The following is a 20,081-nucleotide window of genomic DNA, read 5'->3' as shown; positions in this document are numbered from 1 at the left end:
TCCAATGCCAAAAATAATTTTCTGGGCCAAAATCAGTTGCTAACACGTACGCCAGCGCCGTTGTTGGATGTTTTTATTACCGTCTGCACCGATTTATACAAGACCTGACTGCCTTTCGTAGTACTCATAATCAGGGTATTGAAGTCAATATTTGATAAATTTACGAGCGCTTTGTTCTCAGCAGAAACGACAAGTGTTGGTACTCTTGAAAATTCTTCATCCATTGTCAATTCTCCACCATTAACTAATGCAAGCACTTGTATTGTTGGCATATAAACTGTAACGAGAATGCCCTCGTAATTGCGGTCTATACTTGCTGATCTAAGTTTTAAGGTTGAATCTTCTAGGTCTAATTGTATGGTGGAGCTCAGGTAAGAATCACCAGTCACCACCGCCTTATAGGATTCGGATTTTACAATATGTATTTTGGCGTTGATAGTGCTCTTTACACCCTCAAACCGATCGAATAGCTGCGGTTTTTGGCTAAATGAGCAAACAGAAAAAAATAGAAAAATGGCAATCGATAATTTTGTCATAACACACGATTTTAGGTTCTGTATCATAGAGACCCAAAATCTGATCAAAGGTTACACCAAGAAAAAAAATTGCCTTTAATTATTTACGCTAAATCTGAACTGATCAATTTTAAAAATTCATTTCGCGTTTCAATTTTCTCAAATTGCCCTCGAAAACCAGAAGTAGTCGTTACGGAGTTTTGCTTTTGCACGCCACGCATCATCATACACATGTGAGCAGCTTCGATTACTACGGCGACACCTTTGGGCTTCAAGGTGTCATTGATGCATTCTAAGATGTCGTGCGTGAGCCGCTCTTGTACTTGTAAGCGACGGGCGAAAACATCAACAATTCTAGGTAGCTTACTAAGGCCTACTATTTGCCCATTCGGAATATAGGCAATATGCGCCTTGCCAAAAAAGGGAAGCATATGGTGCTCACACAAGGAGTATAATTCGATGCCTTTTACGATTACCATGTCGTCATAATCTTCTTTGAACATGGCACCTCTCAAAATCTCAGCAGCGTCTTGTTGGTATCCTTGGGTCAAAAACAACATCGCTTTTGCTGCCCGTTCTGGTGTTTTTAAGAGACCTTCTCGGGCTACGTCTTCTCCTATTTCTTCTATAATGGAGGAGTAGCGCTCTCTAACTTCATCGGTTATTTCTAAGTTGTATTCTTCTAAATTTTGGTATGGTGCCATCTAATGTATTTTGTTTATTCTTTTTCTATAATAGCTAAACAAATTTAAGCAATATTCTTTTGTTTCCATAAAATTATGATTTAATTAACCCATGGGCAGTTTTTCAAGCTTCTTATACCATATGGAACGCTAAAGCATGCTGCAACATCTATTTCAATTGAATTTACGCTATTTAAGTCTGACAATAGCAGGTGTTTGATGGGCAATTTAAAGATAGGTTACAAAATCGATACTGTTTTAAGGGTTAAAACTAATACATTATCAAGGCATTCACGGGTCCAATAGATTTCTCAATTTTGCTATGTCAACCCTAATGTTTACTTTCATCCCTGAAAAATCGGAAGCATGATAAAAGCCTCAAATATTGAAAAATTTTATGGGGAACTCCAAGTTTTAAAGAGAGTTGATTTACATATCAAAAAGGGTGAAGTAGTATCTATTGTTGGAGCTTCAGGAGCTGGCAAGACCACCTTACTTCAAATTTTAGGAACTTTAGATGTACCAACCAATAAGAATAAGAGTCAATTAATTATTGATAACACTCAAGTAACCGATCTTTCTGACAAAGCATTAGCTAAGTTTAGAAACGAACACATCGGTTTTATTTTTCAATTTCACCAATTGCTTCCTGAGTTTACGGCATTAGAAAACGTATGTATTCCTGCTTTTATTAAAAAAACGCCAAGAAGCAAAGCGGAAACCAGAGCTAAGGAACTGCTAGATTTTTTAGGGCTTTCGCACCGATATGACCATAAACCCAACGAGCTTTCTGGTGGCGAGCAGCAGCGTGTTGCTGTTGCAAGGGCTTTGGTCAATAGCCCTTCGGTAATTTTTGCTGATGAGCCCAGCGGAAATTTAGATTCTGAAAGCGCAGATAGGCTGCATCAGTTGTTTTTTGAGCTCCGTGATAAATTTGGGCAAACCTTTGTCATTGTTACCCACAATGAGCAACTGGCTGATTTGGCAGACCGTAAACTGGTGATGGTAGACGGCTTGATCACGGGCAAAGAAAAAGTTGTAGCCACTACTTAGATATCCTTTTATGCTGCTAGAAGTCTGGAACTTTATTAAAAATCCAATCTACGAAGAAGATGAAAACAAAGACTCTAAGTATCGTATACTAGTGATGTCTAGATTGCTGATGATTGCTTTGGTTATCAGCATCCTCTTAGGGGGAATTATTGGCGTAGTGGAGACCTCCTTTGGTCTCGATTTTGGAAAACATGCTATCGAAGGGGCCCTGGAAAAATTTTCTCCTTGGTTCTTGGTATTTGCTGCTGTGGTGCTCGCCCCCCTACTAGAAGAATTTATCTTTAGAGGACCCATGATATTTTTTAAAGACCAGCCCTATTTTCGATATATCTTTTACGGCTTGACCCTAATTTTTGGATTTTATCACATTACCAATTTTGAAATAACAACCACCATTCTATTGCTCTCACCTTTGTTAGTTGCCCCTCAAATTAGTGTAGGTGCCCTGCTTGGTTTTATTCGCGTACGTTTCGGATTATGGTGGGCAATTTTTCTGCACGCAGCATATAATCTACTTTTGGTAGGGCCAATTTTAGTGTTGCAAATTCTAGATATCTCATTAGAATGACCCAAGGTGAACTCAAAGAATTTCTAGACGCCAAGGTGGAACAATACAACCACCCGAGATTTCTCGAAAGCGACCCCATACAAATCCCGCACCGCTTTTCAAAAAAGGAAGATGTTGAGATAAGTGCCTTTCTTACCGCGACTATCGCTTGGGGAAATCGCAAAAGTATCATCAATAATGCACAGCGGATGATGGCGCTTTTAGACCATTCTCCTCATGATTATGTGCTCAACCATACCGAGCTTGATTTGGAAAAGCTTTCGGGTTTTGTTCATAGAACGTTTAATGATTTAGATTTCAAATACTTTATCAGAAGTTTAAAAAATATATACCTAAATCATAAGGGACTAGAAGGTGTTTTTGCAGCCAACAACAATCTGCAATCGATGCAACCTGCTATCTCAGCATTTAAAGAAATCTTCTTCGAATTACCTCACCAACAACGAACTACAAAACATGTCAGTGACCCTTTAAAGGGTTCGGCTGCCAAGCGCATAAATATGTTTTTACGGTGGATGGTTCGCGACAGCTCGAGCGGGGTAGATTTTAGACTTTGGAAATCCATATCGCCTGCAATGCTCTCTTGCCCACTCGATGTTCATTCTGGCAATGTCGCCCGTAAGTTGAACTTGCTTAAACGCAAACAAAACGATGCCAGAGCTGTGACGGCCTTAGATAAAAATCTTCGAAAACTAGACCCAAAAGATCCAGTCAAATATGACTTTGCACTCTTCGGTCTTGGTGTTTTCGAAAATTTTTAAAAATGGCACCAACTAAAGCGCATCCAATACTTCTTGTGGCAACAATACTTTGTCGACAATATGTATCACGCCACTAAGTACTTCTAAATCTATATCGATCACTTTTGACGTCGCTGTTGTTTTGTCTAAAATATAAATACCAGAGTCTAATAACACACCTAGTTCTTCGCCTTGAAAGGTATTTAATATTTGGTTGTTTGTGAAATCTGCCGCTTTCAGACTCTCATTCTCAACACAATGATAAGCAAGTATGGTTTTTAGAAGTTGAAGACCTTCTTCACTATTAAATTGTTCAATGGTACCGTATCCTATTTCGTCAAATAAATCATAGAAGGCCTGATCTGAAGGAAAAAAGAAGGTGAACTTTTTCTCGGCCAATGCCTCAAGGTGCATTCTTTCTCGTGCCATATTAAAAAATTCAAGCGCTAATTTGAGTTGGTCTTCGTTCGACATAACAGTTTCAAAAGCAGCATGCACAGCACGCTCAACAACCGCAATTACAGATTCGGGAATCAATACACGATCCACCACATGTAGCACTCCGTTTTGGGCTGTAATATCAGTCATGATGAGGTTGATATCTAAGGTTGTAGCATCTTTCAAAACCAATTCTCCAGATGCTTCAACAACACCAAGCGTATTTTCTCCAGAAAGCGTAACCAAAGGTCCGGTGGTAAAATCAGTGGATTTAAAATTACCGGGAACTACATGAAACAATAAGATTTCACGCAGTAGGTCGAGTTCTAATTCGGTATCAAAATCTTCAAGGCTTCCAAATTCTTCTCCTAACAAGGCAAACAGATTTGTAAAATAGCCGTCAGAAGGGGCAAAAACGGTAAAGGGTCCGTCCTCATCTAAAGCGTCTAAAAGCCCCGTTAGCAATAAAGCTTCTTTGAAGAACGCAAAGCCTTCTTTTTTGGTAATTAGTGCCTTAATGGTACGTTGTGAACTATCAACAGTTTCCGTGGAAAGGCCTAAGGCTTCTGCCACATCTGCCGGGATTAAAATCTTATCAATGGTGTGAACGATACCGTTGGTCGCGCTATGGTCTACTGACACAAAATTGGCATCGACGGTTGAAGCATCGGAAATAATGAAGCCATCACCATCAGCTACTATTTCAAAGGTTTGTTCCTCATATAAGGTGCTTACACTACCCGCTTCAAGCCTTGCCGAATCAAATGCTCCTGAAATCACATGAAATTTAAGGATTCTGCTCAGTAACTCGCGCTCAATTGCACTGTCAAAATCGTCAACGCTTGAATATGCATCACCCAATAGGTCAAAAAGTTCTTGTATAGCCTCATCGGTAGGAGCAAAAACAGTAAATGCATCATCCGAATTCAAAACACTTTGAAAGTCCGCTTGAATTATGGCCTGTGATAGTGATGACAATGTTTCATCTTGGGCAATGAGTTCTATCAAATCTAGTGTGGTGTCATCTGATGGGTTTTCTATAACTTCTTCTTCTTTTGTTTCTATATTGTCTTTAATAGCATCATAGCTTATATTTTCATTCTTGGTACAAGAAGTCACGCAAAGAAATAACGCGCTTAAACAGATCGTAAGCTTCAATAAACTTTTTTTCATTTCATGGGTTTTAAATATTCGTATTCTAGTCGGTACGTATTGTTTTAGGCTTGCTCATGGCAGCTTGCCGTCTTGCATCTTGTCTATAGCTTTCTATCTATCAGAATCTGCTAAAAGAGCGGTATCCTCTTCCCTTAAGGTGAATTCCTCATCTGTCAATGATTTCATAAATGCAATCAATGCCTTAGATTCACGAGTAGAAAGATTAAGGGAGTCTGATGGTAGGGTTTGATAGGGTACATCCAACCCCATACCTTGGCCTCCTCCTACATTGTAGAAGGTGATCACTTCATCAAGTGTCTTGTATACACCGTTGTGCATATAGGGTGCAGTAAGCTCCGCGTTTCGAACGGTGGAGGTTTTGAAAAAATTACGTTTTTCCTCAACCTCATACGGTTCATATTGCCCGGGGTCATCGTCTAATACCGGATGTTCAAAACTGGCATTCTTAGGAACACCTAAATTCTCAAATTCAGTTTCCATGTATTTTGGGGGTACCGAACCATTGAAGGCAGGTGGAAAGTGACAAGTGGCGCAGGCCGCTTTTCCCATAAATAAATTAAAGCCCAAAATTTCTTCCTCGTTCAAGCTGTCTTCATAACCTTGCATATTTCTATCGAACTTAGAATCAAAGGGTGCAAGACTTCGAATGTAAGTAGCAATGGCATGACGTGCGTTGCCATTAGAAACAGTACCCGCATATAAAGAATCAAAATGCTTGGTGTACAAAGGGTTTGCCTTAATTCGCTGTTCCATGGTATTTAAGTCAAGGTGGAATTCATTTTTATCATTGACCACATTTACAATTTGGTCCTCAAGTCCAGTCGCACGGCCGTCATAGAACATTGCCTTTTGATACACCGAATAGGTCAATGTAGGGGTATTGCGCTGTAGTTCAACCTTGTTAATTCCCTGTGCCTTTTTGAGTCCATCGGTAAAGGCTTTGTCTTTGTGATGACAGGACGCACAGCTAATATTTCCTGTACTTGAAAGCGATTCGTCATTAAATAACATTCGTCCAAGTTCAATTCTTTCATCAGTAATCTCAGGTGAACGTGGTGCCGAAAACAGCCTCATATTGAAAAAATCCTTGTCGAACAAGTTAGTCGCTGTAGGATTTAGGGGGCGTGAAGTATTTAATTTTATACGCCAATCTTCGGCTGTTTTATGTATTAGATCGAGTTGTTTGTTGGTATGGTTTTTTATAAAAGAATATCTGTCAAAACTATCGAAGTCTTCGTCTTTCAAATTTCCTTTAGTTGCTTCTATCTCCTGTAGCCAAGACAGGTATAAGGCTTTGGAGGCAAACGCTGGTTCATAAATACTTACAATTTCACGAATGGTTTCATAGTTGTATATAGCTTCTTGTAGTGAATTTGATAGCATTGGTGAGTCAAAACCTGTAATTCCTTTGGTTGCAATATTGACTATTGCATCGCGAATCATTTTTAAATGATGTCTATCACGTTGTCGGATAAGAATGTGATTCTTCCGAATGTAAGGAATACGAACCTTTAAATACTCAGCAACGCGATGCACTTCTTTGTTTTCAAAACCCGCTTCGGCATACAACAGCTCTTCTAGTACCTGATAGCTTTTTGGTTTAAGCACCTTGATATCTTGGTAATCATCAATTTCAACCTTCAAGAGGTTGGGCGCATTCATCGACAAGTAGTTTTCATAGTCATAAGCCATCAACATTGGTTCTGCGCGTTTATACCATTTGCGACTCATCAAAAAGTTGGTTTTGTTTTCACCCAGTAGTTTTAGCGTATCTACTTTTTGAATGTAGAACGCAGCACTATCTAAGGTTTTGAAATAGTGATTTCTGATCGCCTGGTTGAATACTGATTCGGAATTTGATGAGGTGACGAGAGCCAATTTCTTGTCTTCCTTACTGCACGATGAAAGCATAAGAAAAACTAGTAGTAATATAAAGGTGTACTTTAACTTCATAGCAAATAGATTTTATTAGCAACCAACAAAAGGTTCCTAATAGTTCAGGAACCCTCCGTTAGTTAAAAAGTTACTAGGAACAGACTATCTTGGAAGACCGGTAATCTTAAATAAGAAAGAACCTTCTAATCGCGCTAGGTCTTCAGAAATAGCAGTAGGATCAACAAATTTCAATCCGTCAGCTCTTACAGCAGTTTCAGGCGTTGTACTATAGTTCCAACCATGAACTTGTGCACCGCCCAGAAAAGTGGGTTCGGAAGCTCCAATGATGTCAGTTACGTCAATGACTCCAGTAATTTCCCAATTGCTATCAGTAACCCCATAGCCAAGTGCCGCCGCGCCTTGTTGGTTACACTCCATTACCTCTTTTACTTCTCCTGTATTCAAATTGTACTGCCACATTTTTGCAAAGCCTGTGATAGCAGGATTTAAGTCAGCATATCCGTTTGGATCCTCCTGAACATAAGCATAGTTTTCGGTGACCAAAATGTTATCAGGTGAGTGCATTCCATCTGCCTTACCACCTTTCAAATCACCATCCATTACCACCTCTATTTTTGCATCGGCTGTTGGGTCATCAGGATTCAGGGTTAGTTTGTAAACACGCCCAAAAGTAGTACCTCTGTTAGCCAAGTCAGGGTTATCAGAACGATACCTACCCGTTGCATTGAAATACACTTCTCTATTTGCTTCTGCTGAACCTCTTCTCCAATCGATATCCTCAATTCTTTGGAAACCAATGGCCAAGGAGTCAATACCTTCTTGATTCAACTCAGCTATTGTTCTTTCTGAAACTTCAACCCATTCTACATCATAGGTTGTTCCTTCGGCCATTCCCATCTCAAAGAGTTGTCCGCCTTCACCAATACCAGACTCTACTGGGTTCTTGCCTCTTAACACATAAAGACTTCCACCTGATAAGTCACCAAGTGCACCCACATACATAGCAAAGTGTGATTCTGGGTAGGCATTGTTGCTATCGTCATCACCCATAAAAACTACAGTTTGCCCAGGGAATGCATTTTTGCCGATTACTACGGCGTTTTCTGTAGACCATTCACCAAGCGCGGGTAATCTTTCGGCTTCGACTCTATCTTCTGTAGGACGAAAAGGATTCACCTTATAAACGCCTTTGGCATTACCGCCCCATTCACCTCCTGAAAGATACAGGGGACCAAAACCATGTTCTTCAACCGTAATGGAAGAACCAGAACACTGTGCCGTAAATGCCGTAGCGGTGGCATTCACGATGTAGTCGCCTTCCATGGGCTGCAAATCAGCATTCATTTGAATTCTGGCTATGGAATAGTCAGACTCTAAATTATTGATGAATGCATAGCTTCCGTCTCCGTTCGGATAAAGTGCAGCACCATCCATAAATGAACCATAAACAAAAGTAGAATCTGACGGTAAAATGTCAGCAGACGTCATTACCATTTTCAAATCAGCACTACTGGCGAATTCTCCTTTCAAGCTGAATACCCCATCGGGTACTACAGAGCTTGTTAAAGGGGTCATTTCTTTCTTGGGTTCGTCACCATCATCACCCCCATCACTAATAAAATCATCAATTCGGTCGCAAGAAGATGCTGTGGCTACTACCCCAGCACAAAAAAGCAATTTTTTAAGTGTTCTCATTTTGTTAACTGTTTTTAGGTTTTAAAATTTCTTTAACAAAACTAGAGAGCGAATGCGCAGAGGATATTAACTAGATGTAGCCCTTTATTTAAATTTTATTGAATTGTAGGTTAAGCGATTTACAAAAAGTTAAGGTTTTGGTTGAATTTAGATTACGGTAAGAAAACATTCAGTTAATAAATCATGAGGCGCCCAAATGCTAAGCAGCAGAAATAGAGATAGATGCGGGCATTTCTCTTTTTAAAATGTAGCTCGGCTTAAAAAGAAGAGTGTATGTTAAGAAATTGTAGACTTAACATAAGATGAAGTGAATGCATGGTTTTACGGCCTCCTAGAAGCTAATTTAGGTACTTCTTACGACTTAACAATTCCCATATTACCTAAATCCAAAGGAACGGTCTTGCCACCTTCTTTTATCGATTGGTAAATGGCCTCAACAATAATCATATCACGCTTGCCCATCTCGCCAGGCGCAAAATTGGTACTTCCTGTTTTGATATGCTTAGCAAAATCATCCATTTGCACCATTTGTTGGCTTTGATGTGGGTATTTAATTTCCTTTCCTTCTGAAGTTCTTCCGGCCAAAGGGCCATAGCTGTGACACGGATTCAATTCTGCCCATCCCCTTCTAAAGTTTACAAACAAACGATTGGCATTCGCATTGTGGCTCGTAAACATATGACCTACCACTCCATTGGGAAACTGCATTTGAGCGGTTATACTTTCATCAGTATCCTTAAAATACTCAGGTATTGTACTGAATTCTTGAGCAGAAACCGAAATCGGATTCGTTCCTGTACCATAAATATTACTTTGAATCGAATAAACACCCATATTCATGAGTGCACCGCCTCCAGAAAGTGCATAGTTCAATCGCCATTGATCGGGATTCCCACGGGAAATGTAAGCGGCGTCTGAGGAAACATAATGCACATCGCCGAAGGTCTTCTCTCTTACCAACCGCTTAATTTCATTGGTATAAGGATCAGACTGCATACGATACCCCACACTCAACTTAACCCCAGCGGCATTGCAAGCTTCGATAATGGCATCACACTCCAAAACACTAACCGCCATGGGCTTTTCGCAGATCACGTGTTTCCCAGCCTTGGCGGCACGAATGCAAAATTCAGCATGCATGCTGTTCGGTAAGACAACGTACACAATGTCAATCGCATCGTTGTTAGCTATCTTATCAAAATTCTCATAATTATAAACATTGTCTTTAGGTATGTCGTACTCTTCCATCCATTGCTTTTCTTTTGCAGGAGTTCCGGTTACTATTCCTGCCAAATAACAGTGTTTGGCATTCACTAATCCTGGTGCCAGTTGCCCCGCGCTATAACTCCCGAGCCCAACAAGGGCAATACCCAGTTTCCTTTCTTGTGCTTCTTCTCCCATTCCACAGGCCCAAGGCATTCCGGCTAACAAGGCCGAACCCGCCATTCCTTGAGTGAGTTTTCTATTAAAAGTCCTTCTGCTGATATTTGACATGATGTTCATTTTTTTGAATTCCTTATTAAAGCTACAACTATTTTTAATCGATGATTTGAATTTTTTGTTACATAAAACGCTTTATTAGGAGCGCAAAACTTGCATCTTTTTTCGCTACATTTAGCAACTGACTAATTCAATGAAATCATGAAACAACTTACTCTTTTTTTAACACTTTCGATTTTCGCTTTTCAATGTGCAACTGCTCAAGAACGCAAGCTTCCAGTTGATACTGTTATTACCACACAACATAGTGTAACCATCAATGGTACGCCTATCAATTATACGGCAAAAACAGGAACACAACCTGTATGGGATGAAATGGGCAAACCGATTGCCGCCCTACACTATACTTATTATACCCGTAATAATGTAAAAGACCGGGCTTCCCGTCCGCTGCTAATCTCCTTTAATGGTGGACCTGGTTCCGGCTCTGTTTGGATGCATTTGGCCTATACGGGTCCCCGTATTTTGAAGATAGATGATGAAGGCTATCCGGTGCAACCCTACGGTGTAAAACAAAATCCGTATTCGGTATTAGATGTTACCGATATTGTGTACGTCAACCCGGCCAATACAGGTTATAGTCGTACTATACCAGAATCAGGCAAGGAGGTAGATCGTGAAACGTTCTTCGGAATTAATGCAGATATTAAATACTTGGCAGAATGGTTAAACACTTTTGTAACCCGAAACAATCGTTGGCGTTCGCCCAAGTATATCGTTGGAGAGAGTTATGGTGGTACCCGGGTAATGGGACTATCACTAGCATTGCAAAATCAGCAGTGGATGTACTTGAATGGTGTGATCATGGTTTCTCCGGCAGATTACAAATTATACAATACAGGCGGTGCAGTTGAACATGCCATTAGTTTACCATACTATACTGCAGCGGCATGGCATCATAAGGCCTTGCCTGCAGATCTGCAAAGCAAAGATTTGTTAGCTATCCTTCCAGAATCTGAGGCCTATGCCGTTAATACATTGATTCCCGCTTTGGCCAAAGGAGGTTTTATTGGGGAAACGGAAAAGAATGCCGTGGCTGAAAAAATGGCCTACTATTCGGGCTTATCCAAGGAAGAAATTCTAGATCAGAATCTGGTAGTGCCGGTGCAATATTTTTGGAAAAATCTACTCAAAGACCGAGGGAATACTATTGGGCGACTTGATTCGAGATATTTAGGAATCGATCGCCAACTGACAGGCGTACGTCCAGATTACAGTGCAGAGTTAACCTCCTGGCTGCACAGCTTCACCCCAGCGATTAATTATTATCTACAGGAAGAACTAAAATTCAAAACCGATATCAAATACAATATGTTCGGTCCGGTGCATCCTTGGAATAATGATGATGATAACACTAGAGATGATTTGCGTCAGGCCATGGCGCAGAACCCCTATTTAAACGTTTTGGTTCAATCGGGTTACTACGATGGCGCTACTACCTATTTTCAGGCCAAATACACCATGTGGCAAACAGATCCTAGTGGTCGCATGAAAGATCGTTTTGATTTTAAAGGTTACCGCTCAGGGCATATGATGTACTTGCGAAGGGAAGACCTGCAAAATGCCAATAATGATATTCGCGACTTTATAAAAAGAACCATGGCGAATGGGAAGAGTGCAAAATATTAAAGCGCACAGCATAGCTATAAATATCCTAGAGCTCCTTTGGAAATCTAGGATATTTTTTGGTTGCCTAGTCTGATTTTACGAGCAGTTAAACCTTTTTATTGTAACGAAATCCGATTTCTTACTACCCATAATTAAAAGATGAAGTTATGGGATCAGCTAGTCAACCAATGTTAGTGGTAAAAGCAAATAGAGCTTTGCTAAAAAAACGAAAGTTTAAAGACATCAAAGAATTAGTTCTGGAAGCTTCTGGTAAAACCGAATTAGAATTCAAAGAAGTTTCTCCTCAAAAATTAGCCCAAATCAAAGCTGAGATTCGTAGAAAGGCAAAGGAAGATGCTTGGAAAGAGGCGGGCCTATACACTCTTTGTACCATGGTCGTGTTTTATGGCTTGTATTGGTTATTTTATATTGTTTAAAAGATATGAGTTCAGCAGGAACAATCGCAGCGGCTATTACCAGTTTACGAGAGAATAGAGCGCTTCTAAAAAAACGAAAACTAAAAGATTTAAAAACCTTGCTTTATGAAACTTCAGGTAAGACTGAAGTACAATTTAAGCAAGTATCTGCCGAAGAGTTGCGTCGCATAAAAACAGAAATTCGAACTAAGGCAAAACAGGCTGCGAAAGTTGAAATTGCAATTTATGTTGGATGTACAGTTTTCACATTGAGTTTCTTGTTCTGGTTATTTTATGGCTAGGCAGTTGGTCATCTTTAAAGTAGCAAAGAACCTCACACCGGCATAGCGTTGCAGTGTACGCTGCCGTAAGCGATTATAGTAGTATAAAAAAAGTATCTTAGATTCCATATAATTTTTTATGAAAGTCAAAGTAGCAGTTATACAAGAGAGTCCGGTTTTCTTCAATAAAGAAAAAACACTTATTAAACTAGAGCAACTTGTAAAAACCTATGCCAAACAAGGCTGTGAACTGATGGTTTTTCCAGAGTCCTTTGTACCTGGCTATCCCAGAGGCTTTGATTTTGGGGCCAAAATTGGCAGTCGATCTGAGGCGGGAAGACAGCTGTATGCCGACTTTGCTGCCCATAGTATCGATTTGGAAAGTGACGACCGCACCCGTTTGGAAAAACTAGCTGCAGAACAAAATGCATTCCTCGTCATCGGGATAACCGAAAAACAAAATACAAATGGTAGCCTTTATTGTTCTATGGTATATATCTCCCCTACCCGCGGTCTACTAGGGGTGCATCGAAAAATAAAGCCTACGGGCACCGAACGCCTTATTTGGGCTGAGGCAGCCGGCGAATCTCTAGTGAGTTTCCAAACCCCTATTGGCAAACTTGGGGGACTCATTTGCTGGGAAAATTATATGCCTCTGGCTAGAATGAGCATGTACCAGAAGGGTGTGGAAATCTATATTGCTCCAACGGCAGACTCCCGACCGGAATGGACATCCACAATGCAACATATTGCGCTTGAAGGTCGGTGTTTTGTTTTGGGATGTAATCAGTATTATACAAAATCAATGTATCCAGAAAAGTACAGGTTTAGTGTTAAAGATGAACCCGAGAATTTGTGCCCTGGTGGAAGCATGATTGTTTCTCCTCTTGGCCAAATTATTGCAGGCCCTTTGTTTGATAAAGCAGGTGTATTAGTAGCAAAACTCGATCTGGAGGATGTTGCGAAGAGCAAACTCGATTTTGATGTCATCGGCCATTATGCCCGTAACGATATTTTTGAACTAAAAGTCAACAATCAGCCTGAGATGAAAAAGTCTTAGGTTATAAAAAGGTATACGAATGAGCACCTCTTTGGTTACGACCCTATCGGAAGCAGATTTAATTGAACTAAAGTCTGCCAAACAGAAAATGGAAGACATCAGTTGGGCCATGAAAGGCCTAAACCGTATTGGGGGTGTGTTGGAAACAGGAATCGATAAACTTCCAAAAAAACAGCAAAAGTGGTTGCAAGAGTTAGCACACAAGGTATTGCATACCGTGGTAAAAGCAAACCTGAAAACCATGAACAAAGCCAAAACAAATGCTGCTCCTTCGAACAGAACCTATAAAGCACTTGTAACTTCGTCTGGAATCGTGGGCGGCGCCTTTGGAGCGACTGCTTTTGCGCTTGATTTAACCGTGGCCACTAAATTTATGATGCGTTCTATCATGGATATTGCCAGAAGTGAAGGAGAAGATTTAAGTTCCTACGATACGCAATTGGCATGTTTGCAAGTACTAGCGCTAGGTGGAAAATCTAAACACGATGACAATCTTGACACCGGTTATTACGCAACTAGAGTAGCCTTAAGTTCGGCAGTAAAAAATGCAGCAGCCTATGCATCTAAGCATGGTGTAGGTGGTGTTTTACAGGGTAGTAATAACGCCTTGCTAAAATTAATTGGTGCCGTAGCTTCCCGATTCAGTATTCAGGTATCGGAGAAATTTGTGGCTCAAGCCATACCTGTCATCGGCGCTGCTGGTGGCGGTTCGATCAATTTGGCTTTTATCAATCATTTTCAGCATATGGCAAAAGCGCATTTTACCATCCGTAGGCTTGAGCGACAATACGGAGAAGTAATGGTGAAAGGAGCCTATGAGAGCATTCAGCTCAATTGATATATAGCATTCTCAAAAGACCAATTTTTGATAAGCGCTTTGATGTCATATGAAAACCATCGCGGGCATCGCACAAGCAACACGCTGCATCCAACTTTTTTCCCTACTTTTAAAGTTCACTCAACATACTTTTATGAAAAAGAACTACGCTATTGCTGTTTTACTTGCATTCTTATTTTGTTCAATCACTAGCCGAGCCCAAGATTTCTTGTATGGCGATCCCCTACCAGATGCTCCTGAACTATCAGCGCGTGGAGATTTTCAAGTCGGCGTTCGCACCTTAAGTCTTGTGAATGAAGGGCAGGTAGATATTTTAAATTCCAAAGGAGGTACAGATCCGTTGTACGACCGACCACTTACCGTAGAAGTTTGGTATCCTGCTGATTTGCCCGCTGAAACCAAGGCCTCTGTTATCTATGAAGAGGTTATGGGAACACACGGTGATACCCTACGCCCTTTGACCCCTTTTACATTTAAAGGGCGCGCCATGCGCGATGCCAAACCGGTTACAAAAGGCGCAGCTTTTCCATTGGTTGTCGTTTCACATGGGTATGTTGGCTCGCGCTATCTCATGACATACCTCACCGAAAATCTAGCATCAAAAGGGTATGTCGTTGCTGCAATCGATCATACCGATTCTACTTTCAAGGACGCGAATGCCTTTCAGAGCACCTTGTTGAATCGCGCTTTAGACATTCGCTTTGTACTAAATGAAATGGAATCCCTTGGAAAATCTTCTAGTTCTGATGCCTTGAAAGGGCGCATTGATGCAAATAATACCGCAATTATTGGCTATTCTATGGGAGGATTTGGTGTACTTAATGTTGCAGGTGCAGGCTATAGCGACGCTTTCGCTGGGTTTACCGTTGGAATGACTGGGGGAAGTAAGGCTATCGGTATTCATTCAGCAAGTAATCTGGAATATCAAAAAATGGTTGACCCCCGCATTAAAGCTGTTGTTGCCTTTGCTCCATGGGGAATGGAACGTGGCGTTTGGGATGCCGAAGGATTGAAAGGTCTAAAAACACCTACGCTATTTGTGGCAGGAAGCCAAGATGATATATCTGGTTACGAAAAAGGGATCAAGGCGATCTATGAAGGTGCGATCAATGCAGACCGCTATCTTTTGACCTATATGGGTGCGCGGCACAATGTAGCTCCAAACCCACCACCTGCCGAAACACTACAACCGGGATTGCATATAGACGAATACTACCGTTATGCCGATTCTACCTGGGACCAACGAAAAATTAACAATGTAAATCAACATTTTGTTACCGCATTTATAGGTACACACCTAAAGCAGAAAGACTACAAAAAGTATCTTGATGTACCCTCCGATTCTAACGAAAAAAACTGGGAAGGATTCAAACCAAGATCCTCAACCGGAATGGAGCTTTTACATGCTTCTCCCACGGAATAATTTCAGAGACGAAGAACCTAATTATCAAAAATGCGGCCTAAATCTTTCATAAAAACCCTCAGCATTATTCATGCATCAATGTGCATAGGCTTATTTGTTTTTGCTGGTTTTGCCTTTGTGCAAACTAGAACTTTCACAGTGGCTAATGGTAATAATCTATTTATTTACCTTATCCCTATCATAGCCATGGCTGGGTATTTTGGCAGCAAATTTGTGTCTCAAAATTTGATTCGAAATCTTCCCAAAAATGAACCACTTGCCAAAAAATTACAGCGGTATCAAATTGCTACTATTGTTAAATATGCCCTTTTAGAAGGTCCGGCTTTTTTGGCATTAGGCATCTACTACCTTGATGGAAATGCATTGTATTTGGTTGTTGGGTTTAGCTTGATGATCTATTTATTCTTTCAAAGACCAGCTTTGGAAAAATTGAAAAGTGAGCTCCCATTGAGTTTGGAGGATGAAAAAGAATTTGATACTTTAAACCGGTAAACAATATTGTACCTAGAAACGATTCAAGTCTTCGTGAGAAAGACAATAAAACGCTATATATGAAAAAAATCAAATTTCTCTTTATGATCGGAATACTAACAGCCTTAGGCTTAACGAACTCAATAAAGGCACAAGACTGGCCCAATCTTGCACAATTTCAAGAGGCAAACGCAGCCTTGAAGGCTCCTACCGCAAATGATGACCGAGTAGTTTTTATGGGTAATTCCATTACCATTGGGTGGATTAACTCTCGGCCTGAGTTCTTTGAAGGTAAGCCCTGGATCAACAGAGGAATAAGTGGTCAAACTACGCCTCAAATGTTAGTACGTTTCCGTCAAGATGTAATCGATTTAAAACCAAAGGTTGTTGTTCTTCTAGCTGGAACAAATGATATAGCGGGCAATACCGGGCCGTCAACCCTAGAAATGATTATGGATAATGTGAAAGGAATGGCCGAAATGGCACATGCCAATGGCATCAAAGTGGTACTATCCTCTACCCTTCCTGCCTACGATTACCCATGGAAACCAGGATTGGAACCGGCTCCGAAAATAATTGCGCTCAATAAAATGATCAAAGCCTATTGCGAAGTAACTGGGCATGTGTATCTCGATTATTTCTCGGCCATGGTCGATGATCGTGGAGGGCTTCCAAAAAAATATGCGGCTGACGAAGTGCACCCAACCAAAGCAGGCTATGCAGTAATGGAACCTTTAGTGGAAGCTGCCATTGCCCAGGCTTTGATAAAGCAATAGTCCTATAAAAACGTATGAAAAATACCTGGCTTTTTTTAGTTCTCGTACTGCAAACCGCGCTAAGTAGTAGCCAAACGAATGAAATCAAAAAAACACCACTAAAACTTGCGGTGGTCGGTATGACCCATGGTCATGTGCATCAGGTTTTAGGTCGTGGAAAAAGCGCAGACGATATTGAAATTGTAGGATTTGTAGAGGCGAATAGAGACTTGGCCGAAAGGCTCACAAAACAGTATGGGTACTCAAGCGATCTGATCTACCCTACCCTAAACGAAATGATTTCTGCAGTCAAACCCGAGGCGGTTGCTGCTTTCAATAGCACTTTTGAACATTTAGAGACGGTGCGCTATTGCGCTCCAAAAGGCGTACATATTATGGTTGAAAAACCATTGGCCGTGAATTGGGAACATGCCAAAGAAATGGTGGCATTAGCCAAAAAACACAAGGTTCAACTGCTCACCAATTACGAAACTTCGTGGTACGGAAGCAATGAAAAAGCATATGAGCTGATACACTCCAAGCAAAAAATTGGTCCAATAAAACGTATGGTCTTTCACACCGGGCATCAGGGTCCGATAGAAATCGGTTGTAACATTGAATTTTTAGAGTGGCTTACCGACCCGGTTTTGAATGGCGGCGGAGCATTGACTGATTTCGGCTGTTACGGAGCCAATTTGTCCACCTGGTTGATGCGAGGAGAGTCTCCTAAGTCGATCACTTGCATTACCCAAAACCTCAAACCCAAGAAATACCCCAAAGTAGATGATGATGCCACCATAGTCGTTAAATATGAAAAATCAGAAGTAATCATTCAGGCCTCGTGGAACTGGCCCCATAATGTAAAGGATATGGAGGTATATGGTACTACAGGTTATGTTTTTTGTAAGAATAAATCGGATTTGGTATTGCTAGAGAATGGCAAAAAAAAGCCAATTGATTTAACTGCTAAACCACTTCCAAAGGGTTTAAATGACCCGTTTTCCATCTTAAAGAAAGTAGTTCATGATGGGTATAGCCTTGAAGCTTTTGATGTCACTTCGCTAGAGAACAATAGCCTTGTAATTCAGATTTTAGATGCTGCGAAACGCTCAGCCGAACAAGGTAAAACCATACTTTGGTCTGAGTTGTATCCCATTGCTGAATAACACCACACTTACTTGAGTTTCAAAAAGCTATTCTTTTTCTTTTTATCTTCGATATTGAAAAAGAAAATGGAATGCCACTAGAAAACCAGCACGAAACATACGATACCATTATCATAGGCTCAGGTGCTGGTGGTCTCGCCGCTGCGATATGTCTCTCAAGAGCCGGACAGAAGGTTTTGGTTTTGGAACAGCATGATGTACCCGGGGGTTGGTGTCATAGCTTTTACCTAAACGGACATCGTTTTACCCCAGGAGTTCATTATGTAGGACTTTGTGGCGAAGGAGAAGCTACGAACAATCTCTATCGCGGTTTGGGCATCGCGAATGATTTGGCTTTTTTTAGAATGAACCCTGATGCCTATGAACATGTTCATATTGGGGAGCATCGTTTTGATTTTCCAGCTGATCCTGAAAAGCTTGTTGTACGCTTAAGTGAAAAATTTCCGAGGGAAGCCAAAAACATCAAAAAATACCTAGGTCTCATTCGAAAAGTAAGTGAAGAATTATATGCACTTCCTTATTTCAAAGGATTTTGGCAGAAACTTAGTATGCCTTTTAAAACAAGACACTTTGGCAAATACGGATTGTTTAATCTACGCCGCGTTATCAATTGGCATATAAAGGACCCATTGCTTAAGAACATCTTGAATATTCAATGCGGTGATCATGGGGTACAACCTAGAAAAGCAGCTTTTGTACTGCATTCCGCTTTAATGTTCCACTATTTTTATGGGGGATATTATCCGATGGGAGGCGGTGGTGCACTCATTAAGGCCATGACCAATGCTGTGAAAAAACACCATGGTGAAATCTGGACAAGTAAAGGCGTAAAACGCATTCTTATAGAAGGAACCAACCCAAAAAAGGCGGTAGGTGTAGAATTGGAAAACGGGCAGTCACTTTTTGCCCATCAAATTATATCGAATGCCGATGTGGGTATTACCTATAACAACCTCATTGGAAAAGCATATCTAAGCAAAAGATTGCAAAAAAAATTGGAAAAGACGATTTACTCCTGTACTTCCCTAATGCTATTTCTGACGGTAGACATGGATGTTGCCGCTGCCGGCTTAGATTCAGGGAATATTTGGATGATGCCTGACAAAGACCAAGATGCGTATTATGATGAGGCAATGAGCGATGATTTGGCTTCTGACACCCCATTTAAGGGCATGTTCATTAGTTGTACCACCTTGAAAGACCCTATAAGTTTTGATGGCAAGCACCATACCTTAGAAGTGATCACTTTTATCGGTTATAAAGCTTTTGAAAAATACAAGGGTGAGGATGCTCAACGTTCTGCTGAATACTTAGCCTTTAAGGAACACCTAAGCCAAAAAATGCTCAACGGTTTGGAAAAAGCAGTGCCTGGCATTAGCGAACATATTGTGCATCAAGAATTGGGCACACCCATTACGAACGAATATTATATCAATACGACTGAGGGCAATGTCTACGGAACAGAAAAGAGTTTAAAGCATATCGGGCCGTTTGCGTTTAAGGCCAAAAGTGAGATCGAAAACCTCTACCTCTGCGGGGCAAGCATACTCTCACACGGAGTCGCAGGAGCGAGTCATTCAGGCGTTGATACCGCCGCCCAAATTTTAAACTGTCACCCTGACGAACTCAAAGAACCACAGAAAGATCAACACTTAAGAATTTACGAGGCCGAAGACTCCTCCGATTATCCTGATTGGATGCTAAAGAAAATTGAAGTTCGCAAGGCAAGGTTGGCTTCAAAGGAAAAGGCAATAGTATAGTCTTAGCGATGTTTCTAAATTTTAATCCCTACACCAACA

The 20,081-nt window shown here is 40.8% G+C and carries 19 protein-coding genes; 13 read left to right on the top strand and 6 right to left on the bottom strand.

Annotated elements, in window-relative coordinates; genetic code table 11:
* Positions 1-32: 32 nt before the first annotated feature.
* Positions 33-536 (bottom strand): DUF2807 domain-containing protein, encoded by a 504-nt coding sequence (locus ABJN95_RS11600; protein WP_348370564.1) that lies wholly within the window; start codon positions 534-536, stop codon positions 33-35.
* An 83-nt stretch (positions 537-619) separates the two neighbouring features.
* Complete coding sequence (gene folE, locus ABJN95_RS11595) at positions 620-1,219, bottom strand: GTP cyclohydrolase I FolE (RefSeq protein WP_348370563.1); 600 nt, start codon at positions 1,217-1,219, stop codon at positions 620-622.
* Positions 1,220-1,564: 345 nt separating this feature from the next.
* On the opposite strand from folE, the gene ABJN95_RS11590 reads away from it, so the two are divergent.
* The 3 genes from ABJN95_RS11590 to ABJN95_RS11580 are packed head-to-tail and all read left to right on the top strand — an operon-like array spanning position 1,565 to position 3,580.
* On the top strand, positions 1,565-2,251 hold the full coding sequence (locus ABJN95_RS11590) for an ABC transporter ATP-binding protein (protein WP_348370562.1): 687 nt from the start codon (positions 1,565-1,567) through the stop codon (positions 2,249-2,251).
* A gap of 10 nt (positions 2,252-2,261) precedes the next feature.
* Positions 2,262-2,819, top strand: coding sequence for a CPBP family intramembrane glutamic endopeptidase (locus ABJN95_RS11585; protein WP_348370561.1), 558 nt, complete (start codon positions 2,262-2,264; stop codon positions 2,817-2,819).
* Positions 2,816-3,580: a TIGR02757 family protein gene (locus ABJN95_RS11580; protein WP_348370560.1), complete on the top strand. Its 765-nt coding sequence runs from the start codon at positions 2,816-2,818 to the stop codon at positions 3,578-3,580. The genes ABJN95_RS11585 and ABJN95_RS11580 overlap by 4 nt, the downstream gene beginning before the upstream one ends.
* Positions 3,581-3,592: 12 nt before the next feature.
* On the opposite strand, the gene ABJN95_RS11575 is transcribed toward ABJN95_RS11580, so the two are convergent.
* The 4 genes from ABJN95_RS11575 to ABJN95_RS11560 form a co-directional block, all read right to left on the bottom strand.
* The gene (locus ABJN95_RS11575) at positions 3,593-5,170 is read right to left on the bottom strand and encodes a fasciclin domain-containing protein (protein ID WP_348370559.1); all 1,578 of its coding nucleotides are present in this window, start codon (positions 5,168-5,170) and stop codon (positions 3,593-3,595) included.
* A gap of 93 nt (positions 5,171-5,263) precedes the next feature.
* Positions 5,264-7,126 carry a cytochrome c peroxidase gene (locus tag ABJN95_RS11570; protein ID WP_348370558.1) on the bottom strand — a complete coding sequence of 621 codons (1,863 nt, stop codon included), beginning with the start codon at positions 7,124-7,126 and terminating at the stop codon, positions 5,264-5,266.
* Between the two features lie 84 nt (positions 7,127-7,210).
* Entirely contained in the window at positions 7,211-8,764 is a 1,554-nt protein-coding gene (locus ABJN95_RS11565) for a phosphatase (RefSeq protein WP_348370557.1), read from the bottom strand.
* A 354-nt stretch (positions 8,765-9,118) separates the two neighbouring features.
* On the bottom strand, positions 9,119-10,258 hold the full coding sequence (locus tag ABJN95_RS11560) for a Gfo/Idh/MocA family oxidoreductase (RefSeq protein WP_348370556.1): 1,140 nt from the start codon (positions 10,256-10,258) through the stop codon (positions 9,119-9,121).
* A gap of 147 nt (positions 10,259-10,405) precedes the next feature.
* Between ABJN95_RS11560 and ABJN95_RS11555 the strand changes: the two genes are divergently transcribed.
* From ABJN95_RS11555 to ABJN95_RS11510, 10 genes are all read left to right on the top strand, one after another.
* Positions 10,406-11,893: a carboxypeptidase gene (locus tag ABJN95_RS11555; protein WP_348370555.1), complete on the top strand. Its 1,488-nt coding sequence runs from the start codon at positions 10,406-10,408 to the stop codon at positions 11,891-11,893.
* Positions 11,894-12,039: 146 nt separating this feature from the next.
* Positions 12,040-12,309: a hypothetical protein gene (locus tag ABJN95_RS11550; protein WP_348370554.1), complete on the top strand. Its 270-nt coding sequence runs from the start codon at positions 12,040-12,042 to the stop codon at positions 12,307-12,309.
* Between the two features lie 5 nt (positions 12,310-12,314).
* Positions 12,315-12,590, top strand: a complete 276-nt coding sequence (locus ABJN95_RS11545) for a hypothetical protein (RefSeq protein ID WP_348370553.1) — start codon at positions 12,315-12,317, stop codon at positions 12,588-12,590.
* 118 nt (positions 12,591-12,708) lie between these two features.
* Positions 12,709-13,629: a carbon-nitrogen hydrolase family protein gene (locus tag ABJN95_RS11540; RefSeq protein ID WP_348370552.1), complete on the top strand. Its 921-nt coding sequence runs from the start codon at positions 12,709-12,711 to the stop codon at positions 13,627-13,629.
* A 19-nt stretch (positions 13,630-13,648) separates the two neighbouring features.
* A complete protein-coding gene (locus tag ABJN95_RS11535; protein ID WP_348370551.1) occupies positions 13,649-14,467 on the top strand; it encodes an EcsC family protein in 819 nt (272 codons plus the stop codon).
* 133 nt (positions 14,468-14,600) lie between these two features.
* The gene (locus ABJN95_RS11530; RefSeq protein ID WP_348370550.1) at positions 14,601-15,890 is read left to right on the top strand and encodes a dienelactone hydrolase; all 1,290 of its coding nucleotides are present in this window, start codon (positions 14,601-14,603) and stop codon (positions 15,888-15,890) included.
* A 78-nt stretch (positions 15,891-15,968) separates the two neighbouring features.
* Positions 15,969-16,382, top strand: coding sequence for a hypothetical protein (locus ABJN95_RS11525; protein ID WP_348370549.1), 414 nt, complete (start codon positions 15,969-15,971; stop codon positions 16,380-16,382).
* A 59-nt stretch (positions 16,383-16,441) separates the two neighbouring features.
* Positions 16,442-17,137, top strand: a complete 696-nt coding sequence (locus ABJN95_RS11520) for an SGNH/GDSL hydrolase family protein (protein WP_348370548.1) — start codon at positions 16,442-16,444, stop codon at positions 17,135-17,137.
* A 14-nt stretch (positions 17,138-17,151) separates the two neighbouring features.
* The gene (locus ABJN95_RS11515) at positions 17,152-18,282 is read left to right on the top strand and encodes a Gfo/Idh/MocA family oxidoreductase (RefSeq protein ID WP_348370547.1); all 1,131 of its coding nucleotides are present in this window, start codon (positions 17,152-17,154) and stop codon (positions 18,280-18,282) included.
* A gap of 71 nt (positions 18,283-18,353) precedes the next feature.
* Positions 18,354-20,042: an NAD(P)/FAD-dependent oxidoreductase gene (locus tag ABJN95_RS11510; protein ID WP_348370546.1), complete on the top strand. Its 1,689-nt coding sequence runs from the start codon at positions 18,354-18,356 to the stop codon at positions 20,040-20,042.
* The last annotated feature ends 39 nt before the right edge of the window (positions 20,043-20,081 follow it).

Origin of the sequence: Maribacter sp., from assembly GCF_039974175.1 — a bacterium.
In the GTDB taxonomy this organism is placed as follows: Bacteria; Bacteroidota; Bacteroidia; order Flavobacteriales; family Flavobacteriaceae; genus Maribacter_C.
This window is presented reverse-complemented; position numbering and strand designations above follow the sequence as displayed.

What these genes read in the sequence shown, in the direction of transcription:
- ABJN95_RS11600 (WP_348370564.1), bottom strand. Translation starts at nt 536, where the DNA reads ATGACAAAATTATCGATTGCCATTTTTCTATTTTTTTCTGTTTGCTCA.
- folE (WP_348370563.1), bottom strand. Translation starts at nt 1,219, where the DNA reads ATGGCACCATACCAAAATTTAGAAGAATACAACTTAGAAATAACCGAT.
- ABJN95_RS11590 (WP_348370562.1), top strand. Translation starts at nt 1,565, where the DNA reads ATGATAAAAGCCTCAAATATTGAAAAATTTTATGGGGAACTCCAAGTT.
- ABJN95_RS11585 (WP_348370561.1), top strand. Translation starts at nt 2,262, where the DNA reads ATGCTGCTAGAAGTCTGGAACTTTATTAAAAATCCAATCTACGAAGAA.
- ABJN95_RS11580 (WP_348370560.1), top strand. Translation starts at nt 2,816, where the DNA reads ATGACCCAAGGTGAACTCAAAGAATTTCTAGACGCCAAGGTGGAACAA.
- ABJN95_RS11575 (WP_348370559.1), bottom strand. Translation starts at nt 5,170, where the DNA reads ATGAAAAAAAGTTTATTGAAGCTTACGATCTGTTTAAGCGCGTTATTT.
- ABJN95_RS11570 (WP_348370558.1), bottom strand. Translation starts at nt 7,126, where the DNA reads ATGAAGTTAAAGTACACCTTTATATTACTACTAGTTTTTCTTATGCTT.
- ABJN95_RS11565 (WP_348370557.1), bottom strand. Translation starts at nt 8,764, where the DNA reads ATGAGAACACTTAAAAAATTGCTTTTTTGTGCTGGGGTAGTAGCCACA.
- ABJN95_RS11560 (WP_348370556.1), bottom strand. Translation starts at nt 10,258, where the DNA reads ATGTCAAATATCAGCAGAAGGACTTTTAATAGAAAACTCACTCAAGGA.
- ABJN95_RS11555 (WP_348370555.1), top strand. Translation starts at nt 10,406, where the DNA reads ATGAAACAACTTACTCTTTTTTTAACACTTTCGATTTTCGCTTTTCAA.
- ABJN95_RS11550 (WP_348370554.1), top strand. Translation starts at nt 12,040, where the DNA reads ATGGGATCAGCTAGTCAACCAATGTTAGTGGTAAAAGCAAATAGAGCT.
- ABJN95_RS11545 (WP_348370553.1), top strand. Translation starts at nt 12,315, where the DNA reads ATGAGTTCAGCAGGAACAATCGCAGCGGCTATTACCAGTTTACGAGAG.
- ABJN95_RS11540 (WP_348370552.1), top strand. Translation starts at nt 12,709, where the DNA reads ATGAAAGTCAAAGTAGCAGTTATACAAGAGAGTCCGGTTTTCTTCAAT.
- ABJN95_RS11535 (WP_348370551.1), top strand. Translation starts at nt 13,649, where the DNA reads ATGAGCACCTCTTTGGTTACGACCCTATCGGAAGCAGATTTAATTGAA.
- ABJN95_RS11530 (WP_348370550.1), top strand. Translation starts at nt 14,601, where the DNA reads ATGAAAAAGAACTACGCTATTGCTGTTTTACTTGCATTCTTATTTTGT.
- ABJN95_RS11525 (WP_348370549.1), top strand. Translation starts at nt 15,969, where the DNA reads ATGTGCATAGGCTTATTTGTTTTTGCTGGTTTTGCCTTTGTGCAAACT.
- ABJN95_RS11520 (WP_348370548.1), top strand. Translation starts at nt 16,442, where the DNA reads ATGAAAAAAATCAAATTTCTCTTTATGATCGGAATACTAACAGCCTTA.
- ABJN95_RS11515 (WP_348370547.1), top strand. Translation starts at nt 17,152, where the DNA reads ATGAAAAATACCTGGCTTTTTTTAGTTCTCGTACTGCAAACCGCGCTA.
- ABJN95_RS11510 (WP_348370546.1), top strand. Translation starts at nt 18,354, where the DNA reads ATGCCACTAGAAAACCAGCACGAAACATACGATACCATTATCATAGGC.